Raw genomic sequence first — 24,049 nt, 5'->3', positions numbered from 1 at the left:
TACTGATCCCCTTGCCTTGAGCATAAATTTTTTTAGTCTTCTTTACCCATCATCTTTTGTAACAGCTGAATGCCTTTTTTTAAATGACGAGAAACAGTAATAATACTAACACCTAATAATTCAGCCGTCTCTTTTTGAGTCAGATCCTGTAAAAACACAAATTCTAAAATATGTCTAGTTTTTTCTTCTAACTCTCCCAAAGCCATTTGTAAACGGATCTGATCTTCTTGTGCCAGTTGAAAACTCTTGTAGTTAGGATCGGGGACTAGATCACCTAAACTATTTTGCCCTTCCTGTTCACTATTAACGGGCAGATCTAAACTTAAAGGCTCACGATTTTGACAAGCTAATTTAACCTCTTGCCATTGGGTAACGGAAATGTTAAGATTCTGAGCAATTTCCAAATCCGATGGGGTACGATTGAACTTTTCTCGAAAATTCTGCCGAATTTTCACGGCTTGGCGTTGTAGGGATAGCCATTGACGGGGAATTTTAACCGCACAACTTTTATCTCTTAAATAATGCTGAATTTCCCCTCTAATATAGGGTATGGCAAAAGAACTAAAAGCATTACCCTTATTGGGATCAAATCTTTCTACGGCTCTTAATAATCCGATACAACCTATTTGCACTAAGTCTTCAAAGCTTTCATTACATTGATTACCCCAGTAATGTGCTTCTTTTCGCACTAAGCCCAAATTAATTTTCATGATTTTATTGCGCACTGCGGGGTTAGCAGTTGCTTGATATGCTTGAAAAAGCTCTAAGCTTTTAGATTTTAGTTCTTCACTGACTAAAGTTGACATCGCACAATCTCTCTAAAGTTTTTCTAGTGGATTAATAAAGTGCCTAAGTAGATCATCCCAAAGTTAAATTTAATTTAATTTCAATTAAAATTTTGATCAATACTTGTGATTAAAGTTATATTTTAATGCTTAGTCTATCATTGAATTATAACAGTAAAAAAAAATTAATATAAAATTAATATTTGGTAGAGACTCAACCGGTCATCTTGCTCAAACTGATTAAGTTAAGATTTAGATATTTATGCTTACTCTAACTTAATTTATTTTTTTTGACAAGACAACCGTATTTCTACGGAATTTTACATAATTGATCATAGATAATAATGGGCTATAATTCTCGGTTCTAGCCTAATTTTTGGAGAATTAGTTTGTGAGTATCCCAAAAAAACATCGTTTAAAAAGTTGGCGTAATTTTAAAACTGTCTATGAAAAAGGGCGGTTTTATCGTGGTGGCAATTTAAACTTAAAAGCTTTATTTGATCAAGCACTGATCACAGATCGGGCGATCACCAGTAATAATCATGATTTACCTGCTAGTTGTTTAGGCATTTCCATTAGTAAAAAAGTTAGTAAAAAAGCGGTGGTCAGAAATCGGATCAAACGATTGATTAAAGCCAGTTTTAGAGAGTTATTACCCTTAATTAATCCGGGTTGGAAACTAATAATAATTGTACGATCTTCAGCAATTGAGTGCCAATATGAACATTTTTTGAGAGAATTAAAGAAGTTGTTTATTCAAGCAGGTATTATCAATGGGCATTAAAGAAGACGTTTATTTTGAAGGTGGCCCCCATATTGGGGATTTAATCCTTGGGATTTTATTAGGTTTTACCATTATTGCTTTACCCTTGACTATTGGGGCGATCGTTCGAGCTTTATGGTTAAGATACCGCATTACTGATCGCCGAGTTTCGATCGTCAGTGGTTGGATGGGACGGGATCAAACCGATATTATTTACAATGAAGTTAAATCAATCATTAGAGTACCCAGAGGCTTAGGTATTTGGGGTGATATTGTGATTACCTTAAAAAATGGTACTCGTTTAGAGATGCGCGCCGTTCCAAAATTCAGGGAACTTTGTGATTTTATGGCTCAAAAAGTCTCGGCTAAAACAGGTGAAACTCTTGACGCAATTTTAAGTAGGTAAGAGAGCCAACTTGCCTGTAAAATATAGTTAATTGAACAGGTTAAATGACCTAATCTCAAATTAATATGTTCACTTAAAAAAATTTGGATTAAATCCAAAAAATATTAAACTAAAAAAACATTACAGCATCAAAAGTCAAAAAAAGAATGGATTTTGGTATAGGATTTTTATCAAATAATGTTATGTTGCCAATCCTCGATTTTTTCTATGGGATTGTGCCTAGTTACGGTTTTGCGATTATTGCTTTAACTCTTGTGATCCGCCTTGGGGTATATCCTTTAAGTGCAGGACAGATCCGCAATATGAGAAAAATGAAAATTACTCAGCCTTTGATGAAAGAGCGTCAAGAGGAGATTAAACAGCGTTATAAAGATAACCCTCAAAAACAACAGGAAGAATTGGCGAAATTAATGCAAGAATTAGGTAATCCCCTCGCCGGATGTTTACCCCTCTTGTTACAAATGCCGATTTTATTTGCTCTGTTTGCAACCCTACGGGGATCACCGTTTAGCGATGTTAATTATAGTGTTAATTTACAAATTTTACCCCAAGAAAAAATTGAGCAGATTCAAGTTCAATCTTTTGCTACTCCCCCCCAAAATATCTATGTAGATGATGGGGTACATTATAAAATTGAGGCTGTTTTAGCCACTGGGGCGAAAATAGGCGTGGGGGAAACTTCAAAAATTGAGTTCCAAACTCCTGAAGGTAAACTATATAACAAAATTAATGCCGATTATCCTAATCACGATTTACAGCCCCGTTGGAGTGTGACGAAAGGTCAAGAAAGAATTACCTTAAATGAAGATGGTACTTTTACTGCTTTACAGGCTGGAGATGCTACTATTCAGGGAACAATTCCGGGTATTGCTTCGGATAAGGGCTTTTTATTCATTACCGCTTTAGGGCGTGTGGGTGTAACCAGTCCCGATGGTTCGATTAACTGGGATATTTTAATTATGGTCATCTTTTTCGGCTTGAGCTTATATGTTAACCAAATGTTAACAGGAAGTGAGGGAAGTGGGGGTGCAGATGCACAGCAACAACAAACAGTTAATAAATTAACTCCGATTATTTTTTCAGGATTATTCCTCTTTTTCCCCCTACCGGCCGGGGTATTAATGTATATTGTTATTGCCAACATTTTTCAGACGGCTCAAACTTTCATTTTAATGAAAGAACCTTTACCGGAAAATTTACAAAAGTTGGTACAAGAGCAAGAAAGAGCGCAACAAGCGCAACAAGCCCTTCCTTTTGAACGTAAAAAGGCTAAGAAAAATAAAGAGAAAACATCAGGATAAACAGTTTAATTAAAAATTATGGCTTACAAAATTGAACAAAGTCGGCAGTGGTTAGAACAACTTTTACAACTTATGGATATTCCCGCCGAGGTTAAAGTGGATCAAACCCATCGGATCGAAGATGATCCTTCCGATTGGTTAACCATTGATCACAAAAATATTACCCCTGAACAGGTTGATAGTTTAATTGGTGTCAGGGGTGATAGTTTGGATGCGATTCAATATTTAGCTAATTCAATTTTAAATATTGGTTTGGAAGAAAATGATCATCACTCTATTACGATCGAACTCAATGGTTATCGGGTGCGCCGTCAAGCTGAATTGAAAATTTTAGCTGATACGGTTGCCCAAAAGGTCAGAATGACCGGAGTTTCAGAGGAAATTCACTCTTTATCTTCGGCTGAACGCCGTCAAGTTCATTATTTTCTGAGTCGTTCTAATGATGTTTATACGGAAAGTTATGGCCATGAACCAGATCGCCGTTTAATTGTTAGACTTAGATAAGTAATAAGTAATAAGTAATAAGTAATGAGTAGGGAAAAGGGAAAAGTGGTACAGGCATCTTGCCTGTACCAAGTTTTAACAGCAAGATGCCTGTACCACTTACTAATAATGAATAATAAATAATAAATAACCAATAACCAATAACTATGGAAACTCTTTATATTCCCCAAATATTAAAGGCTTTAAATCAAAAAATAGAAATTCCCCTTGAAGAAACGATTGAAGAAATTAATACTTTAACTCCCATTCGAGGAAACATGAAAGTGCGTCATGGTGGTACTTTTTTGGAGGTCACAATTGATGCAGAAACTATTATTACTTTGACTTGTGATCGCTGTTTAAAACAATATAATCATCGTTTAGTCTTAAATACATCGGAATTAATTTGGTTAGATAAAAATGCTGATGAATTTGAAGATTTACCTTTAGAAAGAGAAGTTCATGTGGATGATTTATCAGAAAGTTTACCCATAGATGGACATTTTGATCCCCATAAATGGCTTTATGAACAAATCTGTTTAAATTTACCAATCAGACAAATTTGTGGCGAAAATTGTCAAGGTGCGCCACAAATTAAAGAAGAAAAACCAACAATTATTGATAGTCGTTGGGCTTCTTTAGAAGCATTGAAAAATCAATTATAATTGAAAGGTAATTTGATGACTAAAAATCTTAGATTAATCACGGCCAATCATAATCTTTGGTGCATGAAAATTAACAATTTTGTTAATGGAAATACGGAAGTAATTCCCATTACATCAGATCAAAATTGTGAATTGGGTAAATGGATAGCTACTGAAGGTTTATTAAATTATGGGCATATTTCCGAAGTAAAAATATTAGATAAAGAGCATAAACAATTACATTCTATTGCTAGAAATATAGTTCAACTTAAAAATAGTGGCAAGATTAAAGAAGCACAACAACAATTATTTTTAATTCAAGAATCTAGCGATAAAATTATGAATTTATTAAATAAAATAATTGAGGAAATTAATTAAGAAAATCAAAATTTTAAAATTTATTTTCTATCATAAATTCCTTAAATTTTTGCTCTAAATTAAATCTAGTTTGATTACTTTTAAGATTAATAAATATGGCTATCAGGGCGAGTTTTTAAAAACTATTATTGAGTGTAAACTTTTGCTAATCTTTTCATGGCAGTTACAAGTTCATCAATAGTTGCGGTTAAACTAATTCTTAAACATTGATTTTTATGATCCCAATTTTCTCTTAAACCAGGAAAAAATGCACTCCCCGGCACCACAATAACCCCGACTTTTTTTAATTCTTGATAAAATTCCCAGTCAGTCATGGGTAAGTCTTTTAGCCATAACCACGCAAAAATTGCCCCCTCTCCTCGATGTAAAAACCAAGGTAAATTATTTGGCATTTGCTGATCTAATGTTTCTTCTAAAATTGCCATTTTTTCTTGATAATGGGGGCGAATAATTGTTTCTGAAAGATAGGCTAATTGTCCAGAATTAATGGCTTGAGCGGCTAAAGCTTGACCAAATCTTGAGGAATGAATTGAGGCATTAGTTTGAAATGATTGTAATATTTCAATGGTTTCAATATTGCCGATCGCAATGCCAACTCTTTCCCCCGGAAGTCCTGCTTTTGATAAACTTAAACAATGAATTATATTATCTCCAAATTGGGGATTCATCTGCGTAAAATTTAAACAAGGGAAGGGGGGAGCATAAGCGGAATCAATCAAAACAGGTACATTAAAAGGTTGGGCTAATTGGACGATTTGTAAGACTTCTTGATCACTTAAAATATTACCAGTGGGGTTACAAGGGCGAGAAAAAATAACACAACCCGTATCCTCATTTATTACTAATTGATTGAAGTCAGGACGATATTTAAAACGGTGATTTTTTTGATCAATTTCTAACTGTGGTTGATAGGAAATAACCGCTTCTGGATTTAAACTAACACCACCATAACCTGTATAATCAGGACATAGGGGAAGTACCACTTTTTTTAACTGATTATTAACAGTTTGCCCCCCAAAAGCATTGGCCGCATAAAAATAAATTGATTGGGATCCCGGTGTAATTAAAATCTGGCGATCGCTTAAATTTAAACCATAACGGGCATTAAAATCATTTTTAACCGCCTCGATCAAAGGCTCATAACCTTGGGATGAGCCATAACGACAAACAACCTCGCCAAAATCTTGAGAATTTAATAAATTTAAAGTACAATCACGCCATAATTGCTCAATTTCGGGTAAAATAACAGGATTACCCGCACTTAAATTAATAAAAGATTGTCCCGAACCGGAGCGCAAAGTTTCAATAATATCTTTCATAATGGAGCGCACTCCAGAAAGTTGAGACATCTGCTCTCCCCATTGACTCAGTTGAATTTTGTGATTTAATTGATTAAGATTCATGATAATTAATTGGTTAAAATTAATGTTATAGTCTAAACAAAGATCTACCCACTGTGAAAAAAATTAACAAATTTCAAGGTGAAGGTATAAAAATCGTCTGATAAGATAAGCTCTAGCTAGGTATTTGTTATATCATTTGTCTGTCTAGCAACAAACATAATAATAATTCTATTCTCAAAGGATGGCTATTTATGGATTCATCTAAAACCCCTGATCTCACAACTACTGGAAGCAAAGAGTCTGTTTCTTTAAAACCAGAAACAACTGGAACAATGGTTTCCGCCTCTGAGCCTTCTTCTCTCAACCAAGTTCAAGAATTAATTGAACCTGTTTTTGATTTTTTAGGCAAACTTCCCGATGAGTTAGGTAATTTCTTTGCTGACTACAAAAAACCCTTGATTACATTACTTATTTTTGCATCAGGGATCGTTTCTGTCTATGTGGTTTTATCGGTGATCAATGCGATCAATGATATTCCTCTACTTTCCCCGATCTTAGAGTTAGTAGGCTTAGGCTACAGTGTTTGGTTTGTTTACCGCTATTTACTCCGCGCTTCTACTCGCTCCGAGTTAGCACAGGAGTTTGAAGTTCTCAAAAAACAAGTTGTAGGCAAAAACAACCCAGATCACTAAATTTTTTGTAGATTTTAATTCTTTTTTCTCCATAAAAATCCTTCTACTTAAAAATTAAGTCAGGAGGATTTTTTTTGATTGATGTTAAATATGTTATAAGACGCTCTTGAGCATCTTTAATATCTTATAAATCTTCTAAATAATTAATAATTGCTTCTTGGATTAATTCATCTTCTTTGCGTCCAATTTGTTGAGCAATAGTCAATAATCGCTTTTCTATATCTTGGGATAATTTAATATTTTTGAATAATTAATATTTTTTATATCCAAAAAATCACTTATACTAAAATATAAGTTAGTTTGAGGTATAAAAATCAAGCTAAAAGAGCGATCACACAAACTAGATTCCTCTAGCTTTAAAACATAGGTTAAATCATAACTATTTTTTCAATTAATATTATTAATCAAAAAATTATGGTTATTGGCAGATTAAAATGGTTTGGTGGTTTGAATAACCAAACGGGGAAAATCAACAATTTTGGTTTTATATCATTACTTGAACATAATGATAGCCCAGAAATTTATGTAAACCGAAAAAATATAAATAATCAAATCGAACATTTATTAGAAGATAGACATAATGAAGGTGTTTATCTTGAATTTGATATAGATGAAAACAATAAAAAACTCGAAGCAATAAATGTTAATTTATTTACTTTAGTCGGGATGATCGAATGGTTTAAAGATGGTAGAGGTTATATCAAATGTCAAGGACGATCAGATGTGAGAATTACATCTAATGAACAAATTTTAGCTCAGGATATATTATATTTTGGATTAAGATATAATTCAAAATTTCAAAGAGATGAAGCGATTTTAATTCAAAAAGTCAATAGTGAAACAGATGATTTAGAAATTATTGAGAAGTGCATTAATAGTGGCAATGCTTATATTTTTCAAAAAATTCTTCCTCTATATGTTAGTATGATTGCATCTTTTCCTTTAGAAAAAGCTTTTGTATTAGTTCAAAACCAATTATCCACTTTAAAAAATACTCTTTTATTTAATAACTTATTAAGTCATTTATCACATAAATATCCTGATTTATTTATTTTTAAATCAGAATTATTAGAACTATTAGCACCTGCTGATTATTCAAATATTATCAACAATTATTTAGAATCACGTGAAAATCAATATCGTCAATACTTAATTGATAAAATAATAGCAAAACTTAAAGAATGTAGCGAAGTAGAAAAAGATATTTATTGGCAAAATATAAAATATTTACAAGAGTCTTTAGAATACAGAAGTTATTTATGGGATGTAGCACCTCTTACCTATCAGAAAAAAATAATTAAAAATCGTTATCAACAATTTTTTCAAATAGTTGAAGATTTTAATGATTCTAATTATCCCTATATTAATGTGATTGAGCAAAGTTGGAAAGATTTATATGAATTAAATGATCAAGAAATACAACTAATTAAACAATGGAATAATGGTGTTGATAATTCATTTAATAAGGCAAAAATGATTTCAGCAAGAGGTGCTGAAAAATTGGTTATTAATTATTATCAAAGTTTGGAGAGAAATATAAAAGTAGAAGATATTTCTATCCATCAAATTACAGATGAGAGTAAAGAATGGATTAAAGGTGATGTAAGGTTAAATAAAAAGACATTCTTAGATGTAAAAAATGCTAGAACTGATTTCAATTCTAATGTTTATTCTGAATTTTGTATTCCTCAATTTAAACAAAATCGTGGTATAGATGTCAGAATTGCGGGTGTTCTTTCTCCGTATTTACAATTAGAATATATGACGGGTAACTTCAATCCTCAATTTTATGTACCCAATCCTCAATTTTTAGGAACAGTTACTCAACAAGAAATTCGGGATTTAGAATCTAAGTTTAACGATACAATTCTCAAAATTAATGTATCAAGGGATTTAGATCAAAATAATTATTTACCACCTTGGGTATTTGATTATGATGAATATTTTTATCTTCAGCAAATGAAAATTATTAATGATTTAAAACAGTTAGACTATTCTCAATTTCCTAATTGGGAAGACTTATTATTACTGAAAATAGATTTATCAAAAATACTCAGCTTATTGATAGCCGCTCAAGTTAATATTCCTAAAATGTGGGTTGATAAATTACCTCAATGGCAAATTGATTTTATTAACATTTTACTTAGTAATTCTAAAAATAGAATTAAACTACCTTATTTATTTTTGTCTATGTTAAAACACTTTTTATCTATGCTCAACTATCAAGGAAATGATTATACTCCCGAAGCATATAAACAAATTTACGGAAATATACATCAACCATTGAAAATATATGATCCATTAAATATAATCAATGATTTTTGTGATTCTTTACAAATTATTTGGTCACATCGAGAAAAGTTTAAATTAAATCAATTTAAAATATTCCAATTTAATGGGAAAGGATTATTAAGAGGAAAACGCTCTCAAGAAGACAAATTAACCACCATTTTAGCATATTGTGGTGGAAAAATAGAGAAAAAAGGAAAGTGTGGATTTAGACCTTTAGTAATTGGTAAAGACGAAGTTTGTCCAGAATGTGGACATTTAGTTTGTCCAAAAGATAATTGTGGTTTTTGTAGCACAAATTGTAATTTATATCAACAAAGAAAAAGTTAATGCCCACTTTTTGGATTTGGAGTAAATAGCATTAATTATTAATATAATTTTTGATTGACATTTAATCAAGAAATATGTGATAATTAAGTATGTAAATTTTATTATCAAAACTGAAAAAATAAAATTATAAAAGCAAGTTAATCAAAAACAACCTCAATTTTTCAAAGAAACTCTTGTTTTATAAAATTTTATAATACTCATTAACTAAAATACATAAAATTTTAATCAAAATAGTATAAAAAGTCGGCGATTTAACAAATCCCCGACTTTTGAAGCCTAAAATTTGTAAAGTTGACAGCACGTTTTTAATTATTAAATAATATCTAATTTTTTTAGCGTTACCCACTCTACAGATTTTCAACTAATTCTTCTCAAGTTAAAAAAAATTCTCTTGATGTTAAGTTGCGATGTATTCTATACTGATACTGATTAAACTTATTTTTATTATTTTCAATTAACCAAAATGCGTGTTTATATTATTTTATTTAATGCTCGTACCGATAATGAGGGAGTTCATAGTCTCAAAGTTGGCGATCGCAATATTGTTTTAATGTTTAAAAATGAAGATGATGCCACCCGTTTTGCTTTAATGTTAGAAGCACAGGATTTTCCTGCGGCCATGATCGAGGAAATTGACTCTCAAGAAGTGGAAGATTTTTGTTTTGAGGCCGGATATGATTGTCAGTTAATTGATGAGGAAATGTTGGCAGTTCCTCCTGAAAATAATGTGGATGATCTCGATTGGAGTGAAGATGGGAAACACAAGGCTAAATCCACTCAAACTGATTCAAATATGACGCAAGATGATTTAGATCGCATTCGCCGTCAATTAGAAAATTTATTGTAATTAGCTTATTTTTTATTTAGACTTATTATTAATTCTTATATTTATAATGGAAAATTTAGAAAAAAGAGGTTATCTTTTAACCGAACAAGTCAACCCTAATAGTCAAAATTTAGATCAATTAACCTCTTTAGAATTAGTTGAATTATTTAATCAGGAAGATTATAAAACTTTAGAAGCGATCGCCCAAGCTAAAGAAGCCCTAGCCCAAGCCATTGATCTCACCAGTGCTTCTTTACAAAAGGGAGGGCGTTTATTTTACATTGGGGCAGGTACAAGCGGCCGTTTAGGGGTTTTAGATGCGGCCGAATGTCCCCCCACCTTCTGCACTCCCCCCGAAATGGTGCAAGGTATTATTGCAGGGGGGGCCGGGGCTTTAATCCGTAGTTCTGAGGATTTAGAGGATAAAAGTGAGGATGGAGCAAGTGCGATCGCTCAACGCCACATCACGGAATTGGATGTGGTAGTAGGTATTACAGCCGGAGGTACAACGCCTTACGTTTTAGGGGCGCTTCAGGCGGCCAAGCAACGAGGGGCAACTACCATTTATATAAGTTGTGTACCCGTAGAACAGGTTAAAGTGGAAGCAGATGTGGATATTAGATTGATTGTGGGAGCGGAAATCTTAGCGGGTTCTACCCGTTTAAAGGCGGGTACTGTGACCAAAATGGCGCTTAATATTATTTCTACGGGAGTTATGGTTAAATTAGGGAAAGTTTACGGAAATAGAATGATTGATGTAGCTGTGACTAATCGTAAATTACACGATCGAGCCTTAAGAATTTTAGAAGATTTAACTAATTTAAACCGTCAAGAAGCTGGATATTTACTAGAAAAAAGCGCAAGAAGGGTTAAATTAGCTTTATTAATGCACTGGAGTGACTTAGATGCCACTGAGGGCGATCGCTTATTAAAGGAAAATCAAGGGGATCTACGTCAAGCTTTGAATGTATTTAAAAATAGTTTTTTGTGATAAATTAAGAATCAAAAATGAGTAAATTTAATTATCTTTTTGAACTCGATCGACAAAGTTATCAGCAACATCAAAAATGGATGGAATACGCTCTGAAATTAGGGGAAAATGCAGGTAAAAATGGGGAAATTCCGGTGGGTGCGCTGATCATAGATCAAAATGGTCAACTATTAGCCCAAGGGGAAAACAGAAAAGAAACAGATCAGGATCCCACCGCCCACGCCGAAATAATTGCCCTCCGTTTAGCCTCTCAAAAACTCCAAAATTGGCATTTAAACCATTGTACCTTATACGTCACCTTAGAACCCTGTCCCATGTGTACAGGTGCGATCCTTCAAGCTAGAATTGGTTTATTAGTCTATGGTGCTGACGATCCCAAAACTGGCACAATCCGCACGGTTTTCAATCTTCCCGATAGTGCGGCCTCCCACCATTCCTTAAAAGTGTTGGGGGGCATCATGGAAAAACCCTGTCGTCAACAGTTACAAAGGTGGTTTCAACAACAAAGAAATTTAACTTCAAAAAATTAAGCTTTAATTTTTTGAAGTTAAATTGATTATAGACAACCTTATAACTGTCATGTCAACACCGATCAAAAGTTTTCATCACGGATAAAGTTAGGAATAAAAAAGTTAGTTTAATTTTTTGTAAATTTGTTTTCTTCTCCACTATGCAAGTCTATTTTCGGCAAGATTTTTTAGCTTCCACTTCCTCCAAGGTTCAAGCTTCTGGGGCAACTATTCCCCAAAAACAGATCAATCAGTCCCCTTCACACTCACAAAAGTATGATTCCTCTGTTTCTAAATGGGTCAGTCAGATCCTTTATCCGGTGGGAGCTTATGGGGTCTTGCCTTTATATTTTGGAGAAATAAAAATCAATGGGATTGAAAATATCCCTCTGGATTGTCCAGTTATTTTAGCTCCAACTCACCGTTCCCGTTGGGATGGAATTTTAGTTACTTTTGCTACGGGAAGATTAACCACTGGTAGAGATTTACATTATATGGTTTCCGAGGATGAATTAACAGGAATCCAAGGTTGGATCATCAAAAAAATGGGCGGTTTTGCGGTTAATACTCGTTGTCCAAAAATTAGTAGTTTTCGTCAAAGTGTGGAATTATTAAAAAATAATCAAATGTTAGTAATTTTTCCTGAAGGTGGCATTTTTCAAGATGGAGAGGTTCATCATTTAAAAAATGGTATTGCTAGAATTGCTTTACAAGTAGTTAAGCAACAACCGAAAAGTAAGATTAAAATTATACCGATGGCCATTAATTATAGTAATTTTATTCCCACTTGGCGCAGTGATGTTAAAATTGAGATTGGACAGGCTTTAAATGTGTCTGAATATTTAACTGATACTATTAAAAAATCAACGGAAATTTTAACTGATGTGTTAACTGCTAATTTAGAAAATTTAAGTTAATCAAAATTCGGGTTTAAATTTTTTCCCTTCACTCCTGAACCCCTTGTGTTAAGGGTGAAGCTGGATTATTTAATAATTTTTGATTTAATTGATCATTAATCATTTCTACTAATGATTTTAATTTCACTGGTTTACTTAAATATTGATTAGCTCCGGCCTCTAAACAACGATCTTGATCGCCTTCCATGGCCAAAGCAGTTAAAGCGATAATGGGAATCTGATTAATCAGAGGATCCTCTCGAATAGATTTAATGGCAGTAAAACCATCCATCATTGGCATGGAAATATCCATTAAAATTAAATCAGGATGTTTTAATTTAGTTAAAGAAATAGCTTTTTCTCCATCTTGGGCAATTAAAACTTGATACCCTTTCGCCTCTAAATAGTTTTTGATTGTGAAAATATTAGCCGGATTATCTTCTACTAATAAAATTAAAGGGGCTACTGGGTGATTAACACAAGATGATTTAATTTCAAGGGGATCGGCCTTGAGTTGATTAGATTTTAATGGTGTTAAGGGTGCAGTTTCAGCTTGGGTGATGGGTAAATCAATCATAAAACAACTACCTACCTTTTCCTCACTATTAACACTGATTTGCCCTCCGTGAAGATCAATTAATTTTTTGACTAAAGCTAAACCTAAGCCCGTGCCTTCATATTTGCGATTTAAAGCACTATCAATCTGAATAAAAGGCTTAAATAAATGTTCAAGATGTTGAGGAGCGATCCCAATACCGTTATCTTCAATCATAAAATGTAAATAATTTTTTTGCTCTATGATGTGAGGATAAACAACTTTTAATGTGACTTGACCGCCTTCATGGGTGAATTTGATGGCATTATTAAGTAAATTAATTAACACTTGAATCATGCGCCGTTCATCTACGATTATTTCAGGTAAATAATCGGGGAGGTAACTTTCAATCAAAATCTGTTTTTTGATGGCTTGGGGTTTAACTATTTCTAAACTAGAATTACACAGGGATTTTACTGATATTTGAGTTAATTCTAATTTAACTTGTCCGGCTTCAATTTTAGACAGATCCAGAATATCATTAATTAAATTTAAAAGATGTAAACCGCTTTTTTCAATAGTATTTAAAGCTTTAATTTGTTGAGTATTAACTAAACCAAATATTTGATCTTCTAAAGCCTCAGTCATGCCTAAAATCGCATTAAGGGGCGTGCGCAACTCATGGCTCATCATGGCCAAAAATTCATCTTTGAGACGACTTGCACGGATTAATTCTTGATTTGATTTTTCTAACTGTTGTTGTGCCGCTCGATGCTCCGTAATATCTTCGGCCGTGCCAATGGTACATTTTACCTGCCCCTGTTGATCTCGGCTAAACACCGTATGACGGCTATAAAGCCAACGCCATTCCCCTTTGGTATTTTTCATGCGATATTCAAAATGGTAAACGATCCCATCTTGAGCTAAAGCCAATTTTTCATATTCGGCCGGAAGTTTGATCAGATCATCAGGGTGCATCACATTATCAAAAAAATGAACTCCCATCTGTTGGATCTCTTCGGGTTGATAACCTAAAACTGACCAAATTTCCCGATTTACATAAATATTACGTTTCTCTTGAATATCAAATATATAGATAATATTCGGAGAAGAATCTGCTATTTTTTTGAGAAAATCTTGATTTTCTTTTAAGGCATTTTCTGTTTTTTTGCGATCGCTAATATCTTGAAACACCACCATGCCATATTCAATTTCTCCTGCTTGATTATAAATCGGCGTTCCCCAAGCTTCGAGCGGGATTTTTTGCCCATTACTAAGAATATAAATATCGTCAATATGATGACATTCCCCTTTTAAAGCACGGATAATGGGTAAATTTTCCACTGGATAAAGTATATCCATATTTAAAATATGAGCCTGATAAATTTCAGTTATTTTCTCTATCTGATCAAAATCAACTTTCCCTTTTCCTGTAATCTTAATGGCCTGTTGATTGGCATAGCGAATTTTTAATTGAGTATCTATAATTCTAATTCCAAAAGGAACGGCATCTAAAATTTGTTGTAATTGATGATTTTGAGTGGCCAATTGATCTAAACTGAGATTATTTTGCTTTTGTGATTCTTGAAGATATTGAGCCATTAACCTAAAAGATTGGGTTAAATCATCAATTTCTTTAATCATTTTTTGACGTGGTAAATAATTTAAAATACCACCTTTAGCTAAAGTTTGACTAGCTTGATTTAATTGATAAATTGGTTTAGTAATTAAACGGGCTGTGATAATTCCAATTATAGTTGAAATAACCAAAGTAATGCCACAAAAAATTAAAGTTTGACTACGATTAGCTTTAATTTGTGTCATAAAATCTGATTCAGGAATTACTACTAATAAATGCCAATTTAAGCCATATTGATCTTGATATTTTTGAATATCACCGTAAATAACTTCGCCTTCTACTGTTAGGTTAAAATGAAAATGAGACGGTATTTTTTCTAAATTACCATGTTGATCTTTTATTTTTTCTAAGATGGCTTTCAACCATTTATTTTTACTCTTAAAACCATTGATCACATGGAGGGGATCAGGTTTTCCCGTTTCCACTAAACTTAAATTATCTGAACTAGCAATAACATTAGCTGAAGAATCAAGAATAAAAACTTGACCCTTTGATGAAAACTTTAATTCTGTTAAAAATTGACTAATTTGTGATAGGGCAATCGTATTATTTAAAGCACCAGCAAAATTACCATTTTGATCATAAATTGGCAATATAGCACTAATATTAAGAGAGGGAATAACTTGACTAACATAAACAGAAGACCACCCTTGTTTTTTTAATTTTTTAGCGTCTTGATACCAACCTGTTCTTCTAACATCATAAGGGAAAATATAGCTTTCTTGAGTGGGTTTTCCTTCTTGATCAACCGTGCTAAATTTTCTTTGTTTACTCTCAGATGATTCAACTATATAAATAGTTCCGGCCTCAACAGGATGTTTAACAACTTTTTCTACTGCTTTAATAACTTCTGTTGTTTGTACTTTATTATAACCAATTTCTTGCCCTAATTCATTGGCAAAAACTAAAGAAGATAAATAATCAGAAATATGAATATTTCGCCAAAAAACTTGACGTAATTGCTCTCGAATAATAGGATCCAATGAAGCATTTTTAATCAAAGAAGAATTAACACTTAAAATCTGTTGTTGTAGTTGTAAATGATTATCAAGATGATCACTAATGCGCCTTGTAGTTTGCTCTCTTAATTCTTCCGCTAAATGATCAAGATCTTTTTGTCCACTATGGTGGGAAAGATAGGCCACAATTACCACTGAAGTTAATAATTGTAACACAAAGGGAATAATTAAAACTCCAGACACCGGAAGACGCATTAAAGACACAAAAGATCTGATCATAAAAAGACATCTCTATAATATAATATAAATAAAAAAATTAAGCTATCATCAACAAAAATTTTAAGGAGAAATAGCCAAAATGAGTAATTATACTTGGCAATATATTCAAGATCACAAACAAGCAACTAAAAGATTATTGGGAATTAATTATGAACAATTAGAACTGCTAATCGCACATCTTTTGATCTTGGAGAAACAAGCAAAAGAAGAATCCGAAAAACAAAAAACTAGAATTATCAATTCCGGTGGTGGTAGAGAGAGTAAACTTTCAAAAGAAAACCAGATTATTTTGACTTTAATTTATTTAAGACATCACCTGAGTTTTCAACTATTAGGTATCGTCTTTCAAGTAAGTGAATCAACGGCGAATAATTTGTTTGATTATTGGCAAAAAATTATGAGAGAAGCTTTGCCATGCTCTTTACTAGAACAAGTAAAAAAGTCCCCAGAAAAAATAGAAGAAATGTTGGAAAAATTGAAGGAAAATGAATTATTAGTAGATAGTGAAGAACAGCCAAGAGAAAGACCTTTAGACTATCAAGAACAGAAAAAATATTATAGTGGAAAAAAATGTGAACATACTTTTAAAAATCAATTAATTAGTCTTCCAAAAGGCCGAGATATTGTGGATGTAGTGGCGGGAAAACCAGGGCGCTTCAAGTGATATTAACATTTGTCGTCAAAATCTCAAGAAGTTTGGGATAGATCAAAGGTTTAAAGGGGATAAAGCTTATGTGGGAGAGCCACAAATTATTACCCCGAAGAAAAAACCGAAAAAAGGAGTATTAACTCAGGAAGAAAAAGAAGAAAATAAAAAGATTTCATCGGTCAGAATATTTATAGAACATTTAATTAGAATCATAAAAATATGGCGAGTAGCAAGAGAAAGATTTAGATTAAGAAAAGACAAATATCAGTCAGTATTTTTAACAGTTTGTGGGTTAGTGAGATTAAGAATTGAGAGTTTAGTTTTAGAAATAGTGAAATCATCGTCATCAAATGAAGTAATTGATGTTTTAATTAGTCATACTTTTGGGACGAAATTAGATTTAGAGGAAATTTTGACGTGAAATTAACTTTACAGGGATTGATTGCTGAGTGCTGATTAAAGATAAAACTGTTACCATATAAGCTTTATCAGTTATTGGAGATGTCTAAAACATCCCAAACTAAATAAGCTGAATCACGATATTTTGAGAGTTGCTCATCATATAGATTATAATTAAATCTTTGGCAATTAAATTTAGAAAGTTAATTTATTATAATTATAATGGCAAAACAGCGAATTTTATCAGGTGTTCAGCCCACAGGCAACTTACATTTGGGTAATTATTTAGGGGCGATCCGCAACTGGGTAGAAGTACAGGAAAATTATGATAATTTTTTCTGTGTGGTGGATCTTCATGCTATCACCGTACCTCATAATCCTCAGAGTTTAGCGAGTGATACCTACACCATCGCCGCTTTATATTTGGCTTGTGGTATTGATTTAAACTATTCTACCATTTTTGTTCAATCCCATATCCCCGCCCATAGTGAGTTAACATGGTTATTAAATTGTATTACTCCTCTTAATTGGTTAGAAAAAATGATCCAATTTAAGGAAAAAGCTTTAAAACAAGGGGAAAATGTTAGTGTAGGATTATTAGATTATCCGGTGTTAATGGCGGCGGATATTTTACTTTATGATGCGGATAAAGTGCCTGTCGGTGATGATCAAAAGCAACATTTAGAGTTAACCCGTGATATTGCAGTGAGAATTAATGATAAATTTGGCAATAAAAAAGAGCCAATTTTAAAATTACCTGAGCCTTTAATCCGCAAAGAAGGTGCTAGAATTATGAGTTTAACTGATGGTACAAAAAAAATGTCTAAGTCCGATCCCTCGGAATTAAGTAGAATTAGTTTATTAGATCCGCCTGATTTAATTACGAAAAAAATCAAAAAATGTAAAACCGATCCGATCAAAGGCTTAGAATTTGATAATCTCGATCGTCCAGAATGTAATAATTTATTAACCCTTTATAGCCTTCTTTCAGGTAAAAGTAAAGCCGAAGTTACAGCCGAATGTAGTGAAATGGGGTGGGGACAATTTAAACCATTACTGATAGAAACTACCATCGAATCATTAAGGCCAATTCAAGCAAAATATCAAGAAATTATGGATAATCAAGATTACTTAGATGGGGTTTTAAAAGATGGAAGACAAAAGGCCGAAACGGTTGCAAATGAGACTCTTTCGAGAGTAAAAAAAGCGATGGGTTATTTAGAAATGATTTAATTAATTAATGATTTTATTAAGGCTTAAGCCTTAAGCTATCAAAACAAAGTCTGCCTGTGCAGACTATCATAAAGCCTGTGCAATCAGGCTTTGTCTATATACACAAATTTTAAATTAATCTTTTTTAATAATTCTTTATTTTTTATGTCTAAATTTCGTCAAGCTGTTCACAATCAAGAATTTTTAATCACCGCAGAAATAACCCCCCCTAAAGGAAGCAATCCCAGTCGGATGCTTGAAATGGCAAGACTTTTAAAGGATCGGGTACATGGCGTTAATATTACCGATGGCAGTCGGGCTGTGTTAAGAATGTCCTCATTGGTAGCCTCAGCAATCCTCTTAAAAGAAGGAATTGAGCCAATTTATCAGGTAGCTTGTCGAGATCGTAATGCGATCGCGCTACAAGCTGATTTAATGGGAGCAGATGCGTTAGGGATCACAAATATCTTGGCTTTAACGGGAGATCCCATCAAGGCAGGGGATCACAGCAAATCAAAAGCCGTTTTTGATTTAGAAGCGGTAAGACTCTTAAAAGTAATAAAACTCTTAAATGGGGGAAAAGATTTAAACGAAAAATCTTTAACAGATGGGGCTTTAGATTTATTTGCAGGGGCGGCCGTGGATCCCCAGTCAAAAAGTTGGTCAGGTTTGCAAAGACGTTTTGAACAAAAATTAGAGGCAGGGGCTAACTTTTTTCAGAGTCAATTAATCACCGATTTTGAGCGTTTAGATAAATTTATGAATCAAATTGCCAAAGGATGCGATCGACCGATCTTAGCGGGAATTTTCCTGTTAAAATCAGCCAAAAATGCAGAATTTATTAATCGTTGTGTGCCAGGGGTAGAAATTCCTGAACATATTATTAAACGGTTAAAATTAGCAAAAAATCCCTTAGATGAGGGGATCAAAATTGCGGCCGAACAGGTAAAAATGGCCAAAGAAATCTGTCAAGGAGTGCATTTAATGGCCGTCAAAAGAGAAGATTTAATTCCTCAAATTTTAGACATAGCAGGAATTAATTTAATTGACGGTTGATCATTGACAATTGACAATTTAAAAATAAGCAATAAAGAATCACAAATAACGAGAATGATCCAGCAAAAAATTTGGTTAATACGTCATGGTAATCGTTTTGATTTTGTTAAACCTGAATGGTTTAATACTGCTCCTAGACGCTATGATCCACCCTTAGCTCAAGACGGTTTTATCCAAGCTGAATTGATCGCCAATCACTTACAAAATGAACAAATTAAACATATTTTTGTATCACCGTTTTTAAGGGCAATTCAAACAGCTTATCCCCTAGCTCAAATGTTTAAAATACCCTTAAAAATTGAACAGGGATTGAGTGAATGGTTTAATGAAGAATGGATGAGTGAAACACCTAAAACTGAGCCAAAAATTCAATTAAAAAAACAATTTTCTTTAATAGATTGGGATTATCAATCATTAGTTATTCCCCAATATCCAGAAACAGAAGAAAATCTAAAACAAAGAACAGCTAAAACTATTAACAAACTAATTGAAAACTATCAAGAAAATATGATTTTAGTTGGTCATAGTGCATCTGTATCAGGTTGTACTTTAGGATTGTTGTCAGAAGATTTTAAAATTAATACACCCTTAGCTAGTATTACTAAAATAATCAGAAATAAAGGACAATGGCAATTGTTAATTAATGGTGATATTTCCCATCTTCTCATAGAAAATTGAAACTTAAAAAGTTTAATTTTAACATTCAAAAATGAAGAAAAAACAACTCTTAAATTTTTTTGTGGCAATTTTGTTAACTTTTGCTGTTACCATTACATCATGTCACAATAATCACAATCCTCTTAATCATTCTAATCTTACGGTTTCCGCCGCTATCAGCCTTAAAGATGCCTTAGAAGAAATTAAGCCTCTTTATCAAAAAGAAAAGCCCCAAGTAAAAATAACCTATAATTTCGGCTCATCTGGCTCACTGTGGCAACAGATTGAGCAGGGCGCACCTGTGGATTTATTTATTTGTGCGGCCAGTGAACAAATGAAGGATTTAGAGTTAAAAAATCAATTATTGATTAATTCTCATAAAATTTTAGTCACTAATAAACTCGTTTTAATTACACCTAACAATCAAAATACTATTAATACATTTGATGATTTAACTAAGAGAGAAGTTACTAAAATTGCGCTTGGAGAAGCAAAATCCGTTCCAGCCGGAAAATATGGGGAGGAAATTCTCAAATATTATCAAATTTTTGAGCAAATAAAACCTAAAATCCTCTATGGTAAAGATGTTAGACAGATTTTAACCTATGTAGAAACAGAAAATGTTAATGCGGGTTTAGTTTATATAACCGATGCCAAAACCTCTGAAAAAGTTAGAATTGCGATGATTGCCCCTCAAGAATCTCATTCTAAAATTGTTTATCCTATTGCTATTTTAAAAGAGAGTAAAAATCAAGATGAAGCGAAAGATTTTGAGGATTTTCTCCTTAGTAATAAGAGTAAAACCATTTTTAAAAAGTATGGATTTGGGATTTAAGAAGGTAAATTTTTGCATATATAAAAATAATTACCCATTAAATTACCGTATCACGAAAAGTCAACAAATCATAATTGTTAAACTTTTCTAAACTTTTTTCAAATATGCACTAAATAGATTAAATCAATATGGCATAATATAATCAGCCTTATTACTAAGACATCTACAAAAGGACAATAAAGGAGTTTTTATGAATATGTTTAATCATGATTATTACTTGGATTTTACTCAGAATTATCTAATCAAAGTGGACAAATTATTTAATTATTTTTACTTTTTGATTAAATTAGTAATTAAACTTGATCGTAAAATCAAAAATGTTCAAAATTGGCAAATTTTTAGTTTTTTCTTAACAGTGGCTTTACTGAGTTTTAATTTTATTAATGTAGCCAATGCTAGGGTTTTAAAAAAAGGAGATCAAGGTGCTGATGTGATGGCTTTACAAAAAGCGTTACAAATTCAAGGCTCTTTTTCTAAAACAGAAAAACTCACGGATTTTTATGGAGAAAAAACCGAACAAGCCGTCAAAGAATTTCAAGAAAATAATGGTTTAACTATTGATGGAATTGCCGGAGAAGTAACACAATTAAACCTATTTGAAAAAATATCTGAAGATGAGGCTGAACAATTATTAAATCAAACCGATAATAATAGTAATCAGAATCAATTATCAACTCAAAATATTGGCACAAACAACGAAAATCAATCCCAATTTTCCCTTTTGAAAAAAGGCTCTCAAGGGCAATCAGTTATTAACTTACAAAAGGCTTTAAAAGCTCAAGGGTACTTTCCTACGAATCAAAATATTACTAATTATTATGGTAATATTACCGAACAAGCAGTTAGAAATTTTCAACAAAGTCAAGGTTTACCTGTTGATGGTATAGCAACATCACAATTACAAGAAAAATTATTAATTAATAATCAAAATCAACCGAAAAATCAAGGTCAAAATCAAACCAAAATGATTCTTAAATTGGGAGAAACAAGTGAAAAAGTTAAAGAAATTCAACAAATGCTAAAAACCACAGGTTATTTCCCAAAAACAACCAAAATTACTAATTATTATGGACAAATTACCCAACAAGCCGTTAAAAATTTTCAACAAGCAAATGATCTTAAAGTAGATGGAATTGTTAGCCAACAAACATGGGATAAATTAGTTAAAATTACTTCAAAATCAGACAACAATTCTAATTCAGAAAAACCTATTAAAACAGAAATTAAAACAGAAATCAAAACAGGAAATAATGATAACTCCATTGATATTTCTCTCAAAGCACAAGCTGATATTAATTTGTGCCGCCGTGTCTCCATCCCCAACGGAGGTTATTTAGTAATCCGTTTATATCCTGATAGTAATTCAGAAGAAGTAGATGTATTAACTAATGGCATTAAAGTAGGGATTAAAAATCAAGGAGAAAAAGGCTGGGTGCCTTTAATGGAAGGAGGTTTTGTTTCTTCTAAATATTTAAAACAATGTTAATTTATTGATCTTGATCCTCCCAAATTTAGTAACTGTGACTTTTTCTTATTCTCAAAATTGATTATGATAAATAATCAATCAAAATATTAATCAATTAGGAGATTAAACCTTGTTAGACGAACAAGCAAAAAAAACAATGTTACGCAAAATTCCTCACGGACTTTATATTTGTGGAGTCAAAGACGCAGAGGAGTTAAATGGCTTTACCGCCAGTTGGGTCATGCAGTGCAGTTTTAAGCCCCCTTTAGTGGTTAACTGTGTCAAACAAGACTCCGGTTCTCATGCCATGATCAAAAAAACAGGCGTTTTTGCTTTAAGTTTTTTAGATAGCACTCAAAAAGAAATAGCCGCTAAATTTTTTCAACCCAGAAGTCGAGTTGGAGATAAATTAGCAGATGTGGAGTTTTATGAGGGCGAAGCAACTGGTTGTCCGATTATTACAGATTCCCTTGGTTATGTAGAATGTCAAGTAGTTGGGACGGTTGAACAAGGAGATCATACTGTTTTTGTGGGAGAAGTCATTGCTTCAGGGGTTCACAGAGAAGGTGATCCCCTCTTGTTAGAGTCCACCGGATGGCAATACGGAGGCTAATTAATGATTAGTTGACAATTGATAATTGATCCTTCTCAATTGTCAATTGTCAAAGCTAATTATGTAAATTAACATAGCTAAAATTATGATTATAATAAAAATGTTATTTTTCAATAAAAATATATGTTAAATTATTTCAAATGTCCCCCAAAATTCAATAAAAATTCATCTTTAATTTTTATTTTCAGCACTTCTTTTTGGTTAAGTGCCAATCATCAGGCGATCGCACAAGGCGAATTTTTCGGCACCACACCTTTATCCCCCCCCAGAGAAATAAACCAAACTAACACTCCTGTTATTCCATTTTCTGATAACAATACAAACACTACAAATAATACAATTGTCATCCCTTTTGATCAGGAATATGAATTTCACAATAATCAGAGTTCTTCTGATGCCAATAGCCTAACCACTCTTTATCGGGTAGAAGTAGCCAGTGAAAATAATTTATTATTAGATTCAATTAGACTGTTAGAACCAAGTGCCTTTATCCGCAGAGGAGAAGGGATCATTCAAGTTGGCTTATATCGAGAACCTACCAATGCTCTTAATATGGTAAAAAGACTCTCACAACAAGGTATTACCGCCAGAACAGTCCAAATCTCAACTAATAACCCTGTTTCTAGTCATAGCCCCCTTACCCCCCCTGATGTAGTTCCCCCCGTCAGTGGCATTTCTGCCCCTGACTCCTTTTCCCCTCCTAATCCCATTCCCACCTTCACAACAAACCCCCTCCTCAATTTGAGAAGGGTGATCCCCTCCCTTACTTCCCTCAATACAGGGCGACAAATTGAAGATGATGGTTATTTTGTGATCATCCCTGGGGAAATGAATACTTTAAATACTTTAGTCAATCAAATTAGGCAGGTAGGAGTTCCCAGTTCGGCTTTAAAATTAAGAAATGCACCTTTAGGCCCCCATCTGGCCTTTGGCCCTTTCACCAGACGCAATGACGTTGAAGACTGGAATAATTATTTGCGATCGGCCGGTTTAGATGCCAGAGTTTATTTTGGTAATTAATAATTTAATTAATAAGTAATAAGTATAGCAATCCTAAATAGGTCATAACAGATATAATATTAATTATAATCTAAATTCAAGGAAAAAAAAATGAA

Annotated in this window: 24 protein-coding genes; 21 read left to right on the top strand and 3 right to left on the bottom strand. The window is 32.9% G+C overall.

What is annotated here, in order from left to right:
* Window positions 1-32: 32 nt before the first annotated feature.
* Window positions 33-806 carry an RNA polymerase sigma factor SigF gene (locus Anndu_RS01040; protein ID WP_464102586.1) on the bottom strand — a complete coding sequence of 258 codons (774 nt, stop codon included), beginning with the start codon at window positions 804-806 and terminating at the stop codon, window positions 33-35.
* 370 nt (window positions 807-1,176) lie between these two features.
* Here Anndu_RS01040 and rnpA point away from each other — a divergent pair, with 370 nt between their 5' ends.
* From rnpA to Anndu_RS01010, 6 genes are all read left to right on the top strand, one after another.
* Window positions 1,177-1,569 (top strand): ribonuclease P protein component, encoded by a 393-nt coding sequence (rnpA, locus tag Anndu_RS01035; RefSeq protein ID WP_464102585.1) that lies wholly within the window; start codon window positions 1,177-1,179, stop codon window positions 1,567-1,569.
* A complete protein-coding gene (locus Anndu_RS01030; RefSeq protein ID WP_464102584.1) occupies window positions 1,559-1,954 on the top strand; it encodes a PH domain-containing protein in 396 nt (131 codons plus the stop codon). The genes rnpA and Anndu_RS01030 overlap by 11 nt, the downstream gene beginning before the upstream one ends.
* Before the next feature lie 146 nt (window positions 1,955-2,100).
* Entirely contained in the window at window positions 2,101-3,255 is a 1,155-nt protein-coding gene (gene yidC, locus Anndu_RS01025; protein ID WP_464102583.1) for a membrane protein insertase YidC, read from the top strand.
* An 18-nt stretch (window positions 3,256-3,273) separates the two neighbouring features.
* Window positions 3,274-3,759, top strand: coding sequence for a Jag family protein (locus tag Anndu_RS01020; protein ID WP_464102582.1), 486 nt, complete (start codon window positions 3,274-3,276; stop codon window positions 3,757-3,759).
* A 146-nt stretch (window positions 3,760-3,905) separates the two neighbouring features.
* Window positions 3,906-4,403 (top strand): YceD family protein, encoded by a 498-nt coding sequence (locus tag Anndu_RS01015; RefSeq protein ID WP_464102581.1) that lies wholly within the window; start codon window positions 3,906-3,908, stop codon window positions 4,401-4,403.
* A gap of 15 nt (window positions 4,404-4,418) precedes the next feature.
* Window positions 4,419-4,760, top strand: coding sequence for a CZB domain-containing protein (locus Anndu_RS01010; RefSeq protein WP_464102580.1), 342 nt, complete (start codon window positions 4,419-4,421; stop codon window positions 4,758-4,760).
* Between the two features lie 125 nt (window positions 4,761-4,885).
* Here Anndu_RS01010 and Anndu_RS01005 read toward each other — a convergent pair whose 3' ends face one another.
* Window positions 4,886-6,163 carry a valine--pyruvate transaminase gene (locus Anndu_RS01005; protein WP_464102579.1) on the bottom strand — a complete coding sequence of 426 codons (1,278 nt, stop codon included), beginning with the start codon at window positions 6,161-6,163 and terminating at the stop codon, window positions 4,886-4,888.
* 191 nt (window positions 6,164-6,354) lie between these two features.
* On the opposite strand from Anndu_RS01005, the gene Anndu_RS01000 reads away from it, so the two are divergent.
* From Anndu_RS01000 to Anndu_RS00975, 6 genes are all read left to right on the top strand, one after another.
* Window positions 6,355-6,795 (top strand): CAAD domain-containing protein, encoded by a 441-nt coding sequence (locus Anndu_RS01000; protein ID WP_464102578.1) that lies wholly within the window; start codon window positions 6,355-6,357, stop codon window positions 6,793-6,795.
* A 414-nt stretch (window positions 6,796-7,209) separates the two neighbouring features.
* Window positions 7,210-9,414 carry a S1 domain-containing protein gene (locus tag Anndu_RS00995; RefSeq protein ID WP_464102577.1) on the top strand — a complete coding sequence of 735 codons (2,205 nt, stop codon included), beginning with the start codon at window positions 7,210-7,212 and terminating at the stop codon, window positions 9,412-9,414.
* Window positions 9,415-9,877: 463 nt separating this feature from the next.
* Window positions 9,878-10,261, top strand: coding sequence for a DUF3110 domain-containing protein (locus Anndu_RS00990; RefSeq protein WP_464102576.1), 384 nt, complete (start codon window positions 9,878-9,880; stop codon window positions 10,259-10,261).
* Between the two features lie 46 nt (window positions 10,262-10,307).
* Complete coding sequence (gene murQ / locus Anndu_RS00985) at window positions 10,308-11,231, top strand: N-acetylmuramic acid 6-phosphate etherase (RefSeq protein ID WP_464102575.1); 924 nt, start codon at window positions 10,308-10,310, stop codon at window positions 11,229-11,231.
* Window positions 11,232-11,248: 17 nt separating this feature from the next.
* A complete protein-coding gene (gene tadA / locus Anndu_RS00980; RefSeq protein WP_464102574.1) occupies window positions 11,249-11,761 on the top strand; it encodes a tRNA adenosine(34) deaminase TadA in 513 nt (170 codons plus the stop codon).
* A 140-nt stretch (window positions 11,762-11,901) separates the two neighbouring features.
* Window positions 11,902-12,657 (top strand): lysophospholipid acyltransferase family protein, encoded by a 756-nt coding sequence (locus tag Anndu_RS00975; protein ID WP_464102573.1) that lies wholly within the window; start codon window positions 11,902-11,904, stop codon window positions 12,655-12,657.
* A 28-nt stretch (window positions 12,658-12,685) separates the two neighbouring features.
* On the opposite strand, the gene Anndu_RS00970 is transcribed toward Anndu_RS00975, so the two are convergent.
* Window positions 12,686-16,048 (bottom strand): ATP-binding protein, encoded by a 3,363-nt coding sequence (locus Anndu_RS00970; RefSeq protein WP_464102572.1) that lies wholly within the window; start codon window positions 16,046-16,048, stop codon window positions 12,686-12,688.
* 79 nt (window positions 16,049-16,127) lie between these two features.
* Between Anndu_RS00970 and Anndu_RS00965 the strand changes: the two genes are divergently transcribed.
* From Anndu_RS00965 to Anndu_RS00925, 9 genes are all read left to right on the top strand, one after another.
* Window positions 16,128-16,712 carry a helix-turn-helix domain-containing protein gene (locus Anndu_RS00965; protein ID WP_464102571.1) on the top strand — a complete coding sequence of 195 codons (585 nt, stop codon included), beginning with the start codon at window positions 16,128-16,130 and terminating at the stop codon, window positions 16,710-16,712.
* A gap of 70 nt (window positions 16,713-16,782) precedes the next feature.
* Window positions 16,783-17,118 (top strand): transposase family protein, encoded by a 336-nt coding sequence (locus tag Anndu_RS00960; protein ID WP_464102570.1) that lies wholly within the window; start codon window positions 16,783-16,785, stop codon window positions 17,116-17,118.
* Window positions 17,119-17,318: 200 nt separating this feature from the next.
* Window positions 17,319-18,329 carry a tryptophan--tRNA ligase gene (gene trpS / locus Anndu_RS00955; protein ID WP_464102569.1) on the top strand — a complete coding sequence of 337 codons (1,011 nt, stop codon included), beginning with the start codon at window positions 17,319-17,321 and terminating at the stop codon, window positions 18,327-18,329.
* Window positions 18,330-18,473: 144 nt separating this feature from the next.
* Complete coding sequence (locus tag Anndu_RS00950) at window positions 18,474-19,364, top strand: methylenetetrahydrofolate reductase (RefSeq protein ID WP_464102568.1); 891 nt, start codon at window positions 18,474-18,476, stop codon at window positions 19,362-19,364.
* Between the two features lie 54 nt (window positions 19,365-19,418).
* Window positions 19,419-20,042 (top strand): histidine phosphatase family protein, encoded by a 624-nt coding sequence (locus Anndu_RS00945; protein ID WP_464102567.1) that lies wholly within the window; start codon window positions 19,419-19,421, stop codon window positions 20,040-20,042.
* 31 nt (window positions 20,043-20,073) lie between these two features.
* Window positions 20,074-20,856: a molybdate ABC transporter substrate-binding protein gene (gene modA / locus Anndu_RS00940; RefSeq protein WP_464102566.1), complete on the top strand. Its 783-nt coding sequence runs from the start codon at window positions 20,074-20,076 to the stop codon at window positions 20,854-20,856.
* Window positions 20,857-21,133: 277 nt separating this feature from the next.
* Entirely contained in the window at window positions 21,134-22,342 is a 1,209-nt protein-coding gene (locus tag Anndu_RS00935; protein WP_464102565.1) for a peptidoglycan-binding domain-containing protein, read from the top strand.
* A 109-nt stretch (window positions 22,343-22,451) separates the two neighbouring features.
* The gene (locus Anndu_RS00930) at window positions 22,452-22,934 is read left to right on the top strand and encodes a flavin reductase family protein (RefSeq protein WP_464102564.1); all 483 of its coding nucleotides are present in this window, start codon (window positions 22,452-22,454) and stop codon (window positions 22,932-22,934) included.
* A gap of 123 nt (window positions 22,935-23,057) precedes the next feature.
* Window positions 23,058-23,954, top strand: coding sequence for an SPOR domain-containing protein (locus tag Anndu_RS00925; protein WP_464102563.1), 897 nt, complete (start codon window positions 23,058-23,060; stop codon window positions 23,952-23,954).
* Window positions 23,955-24,049 lie beyond the last annotated feature (95 nt).

The organism is Annamia dubia NIES-4383, from assembly GCF_055394725.1.
This window is presented reverse-complemented; position numbering and strand designations above follow the sequence as displayed.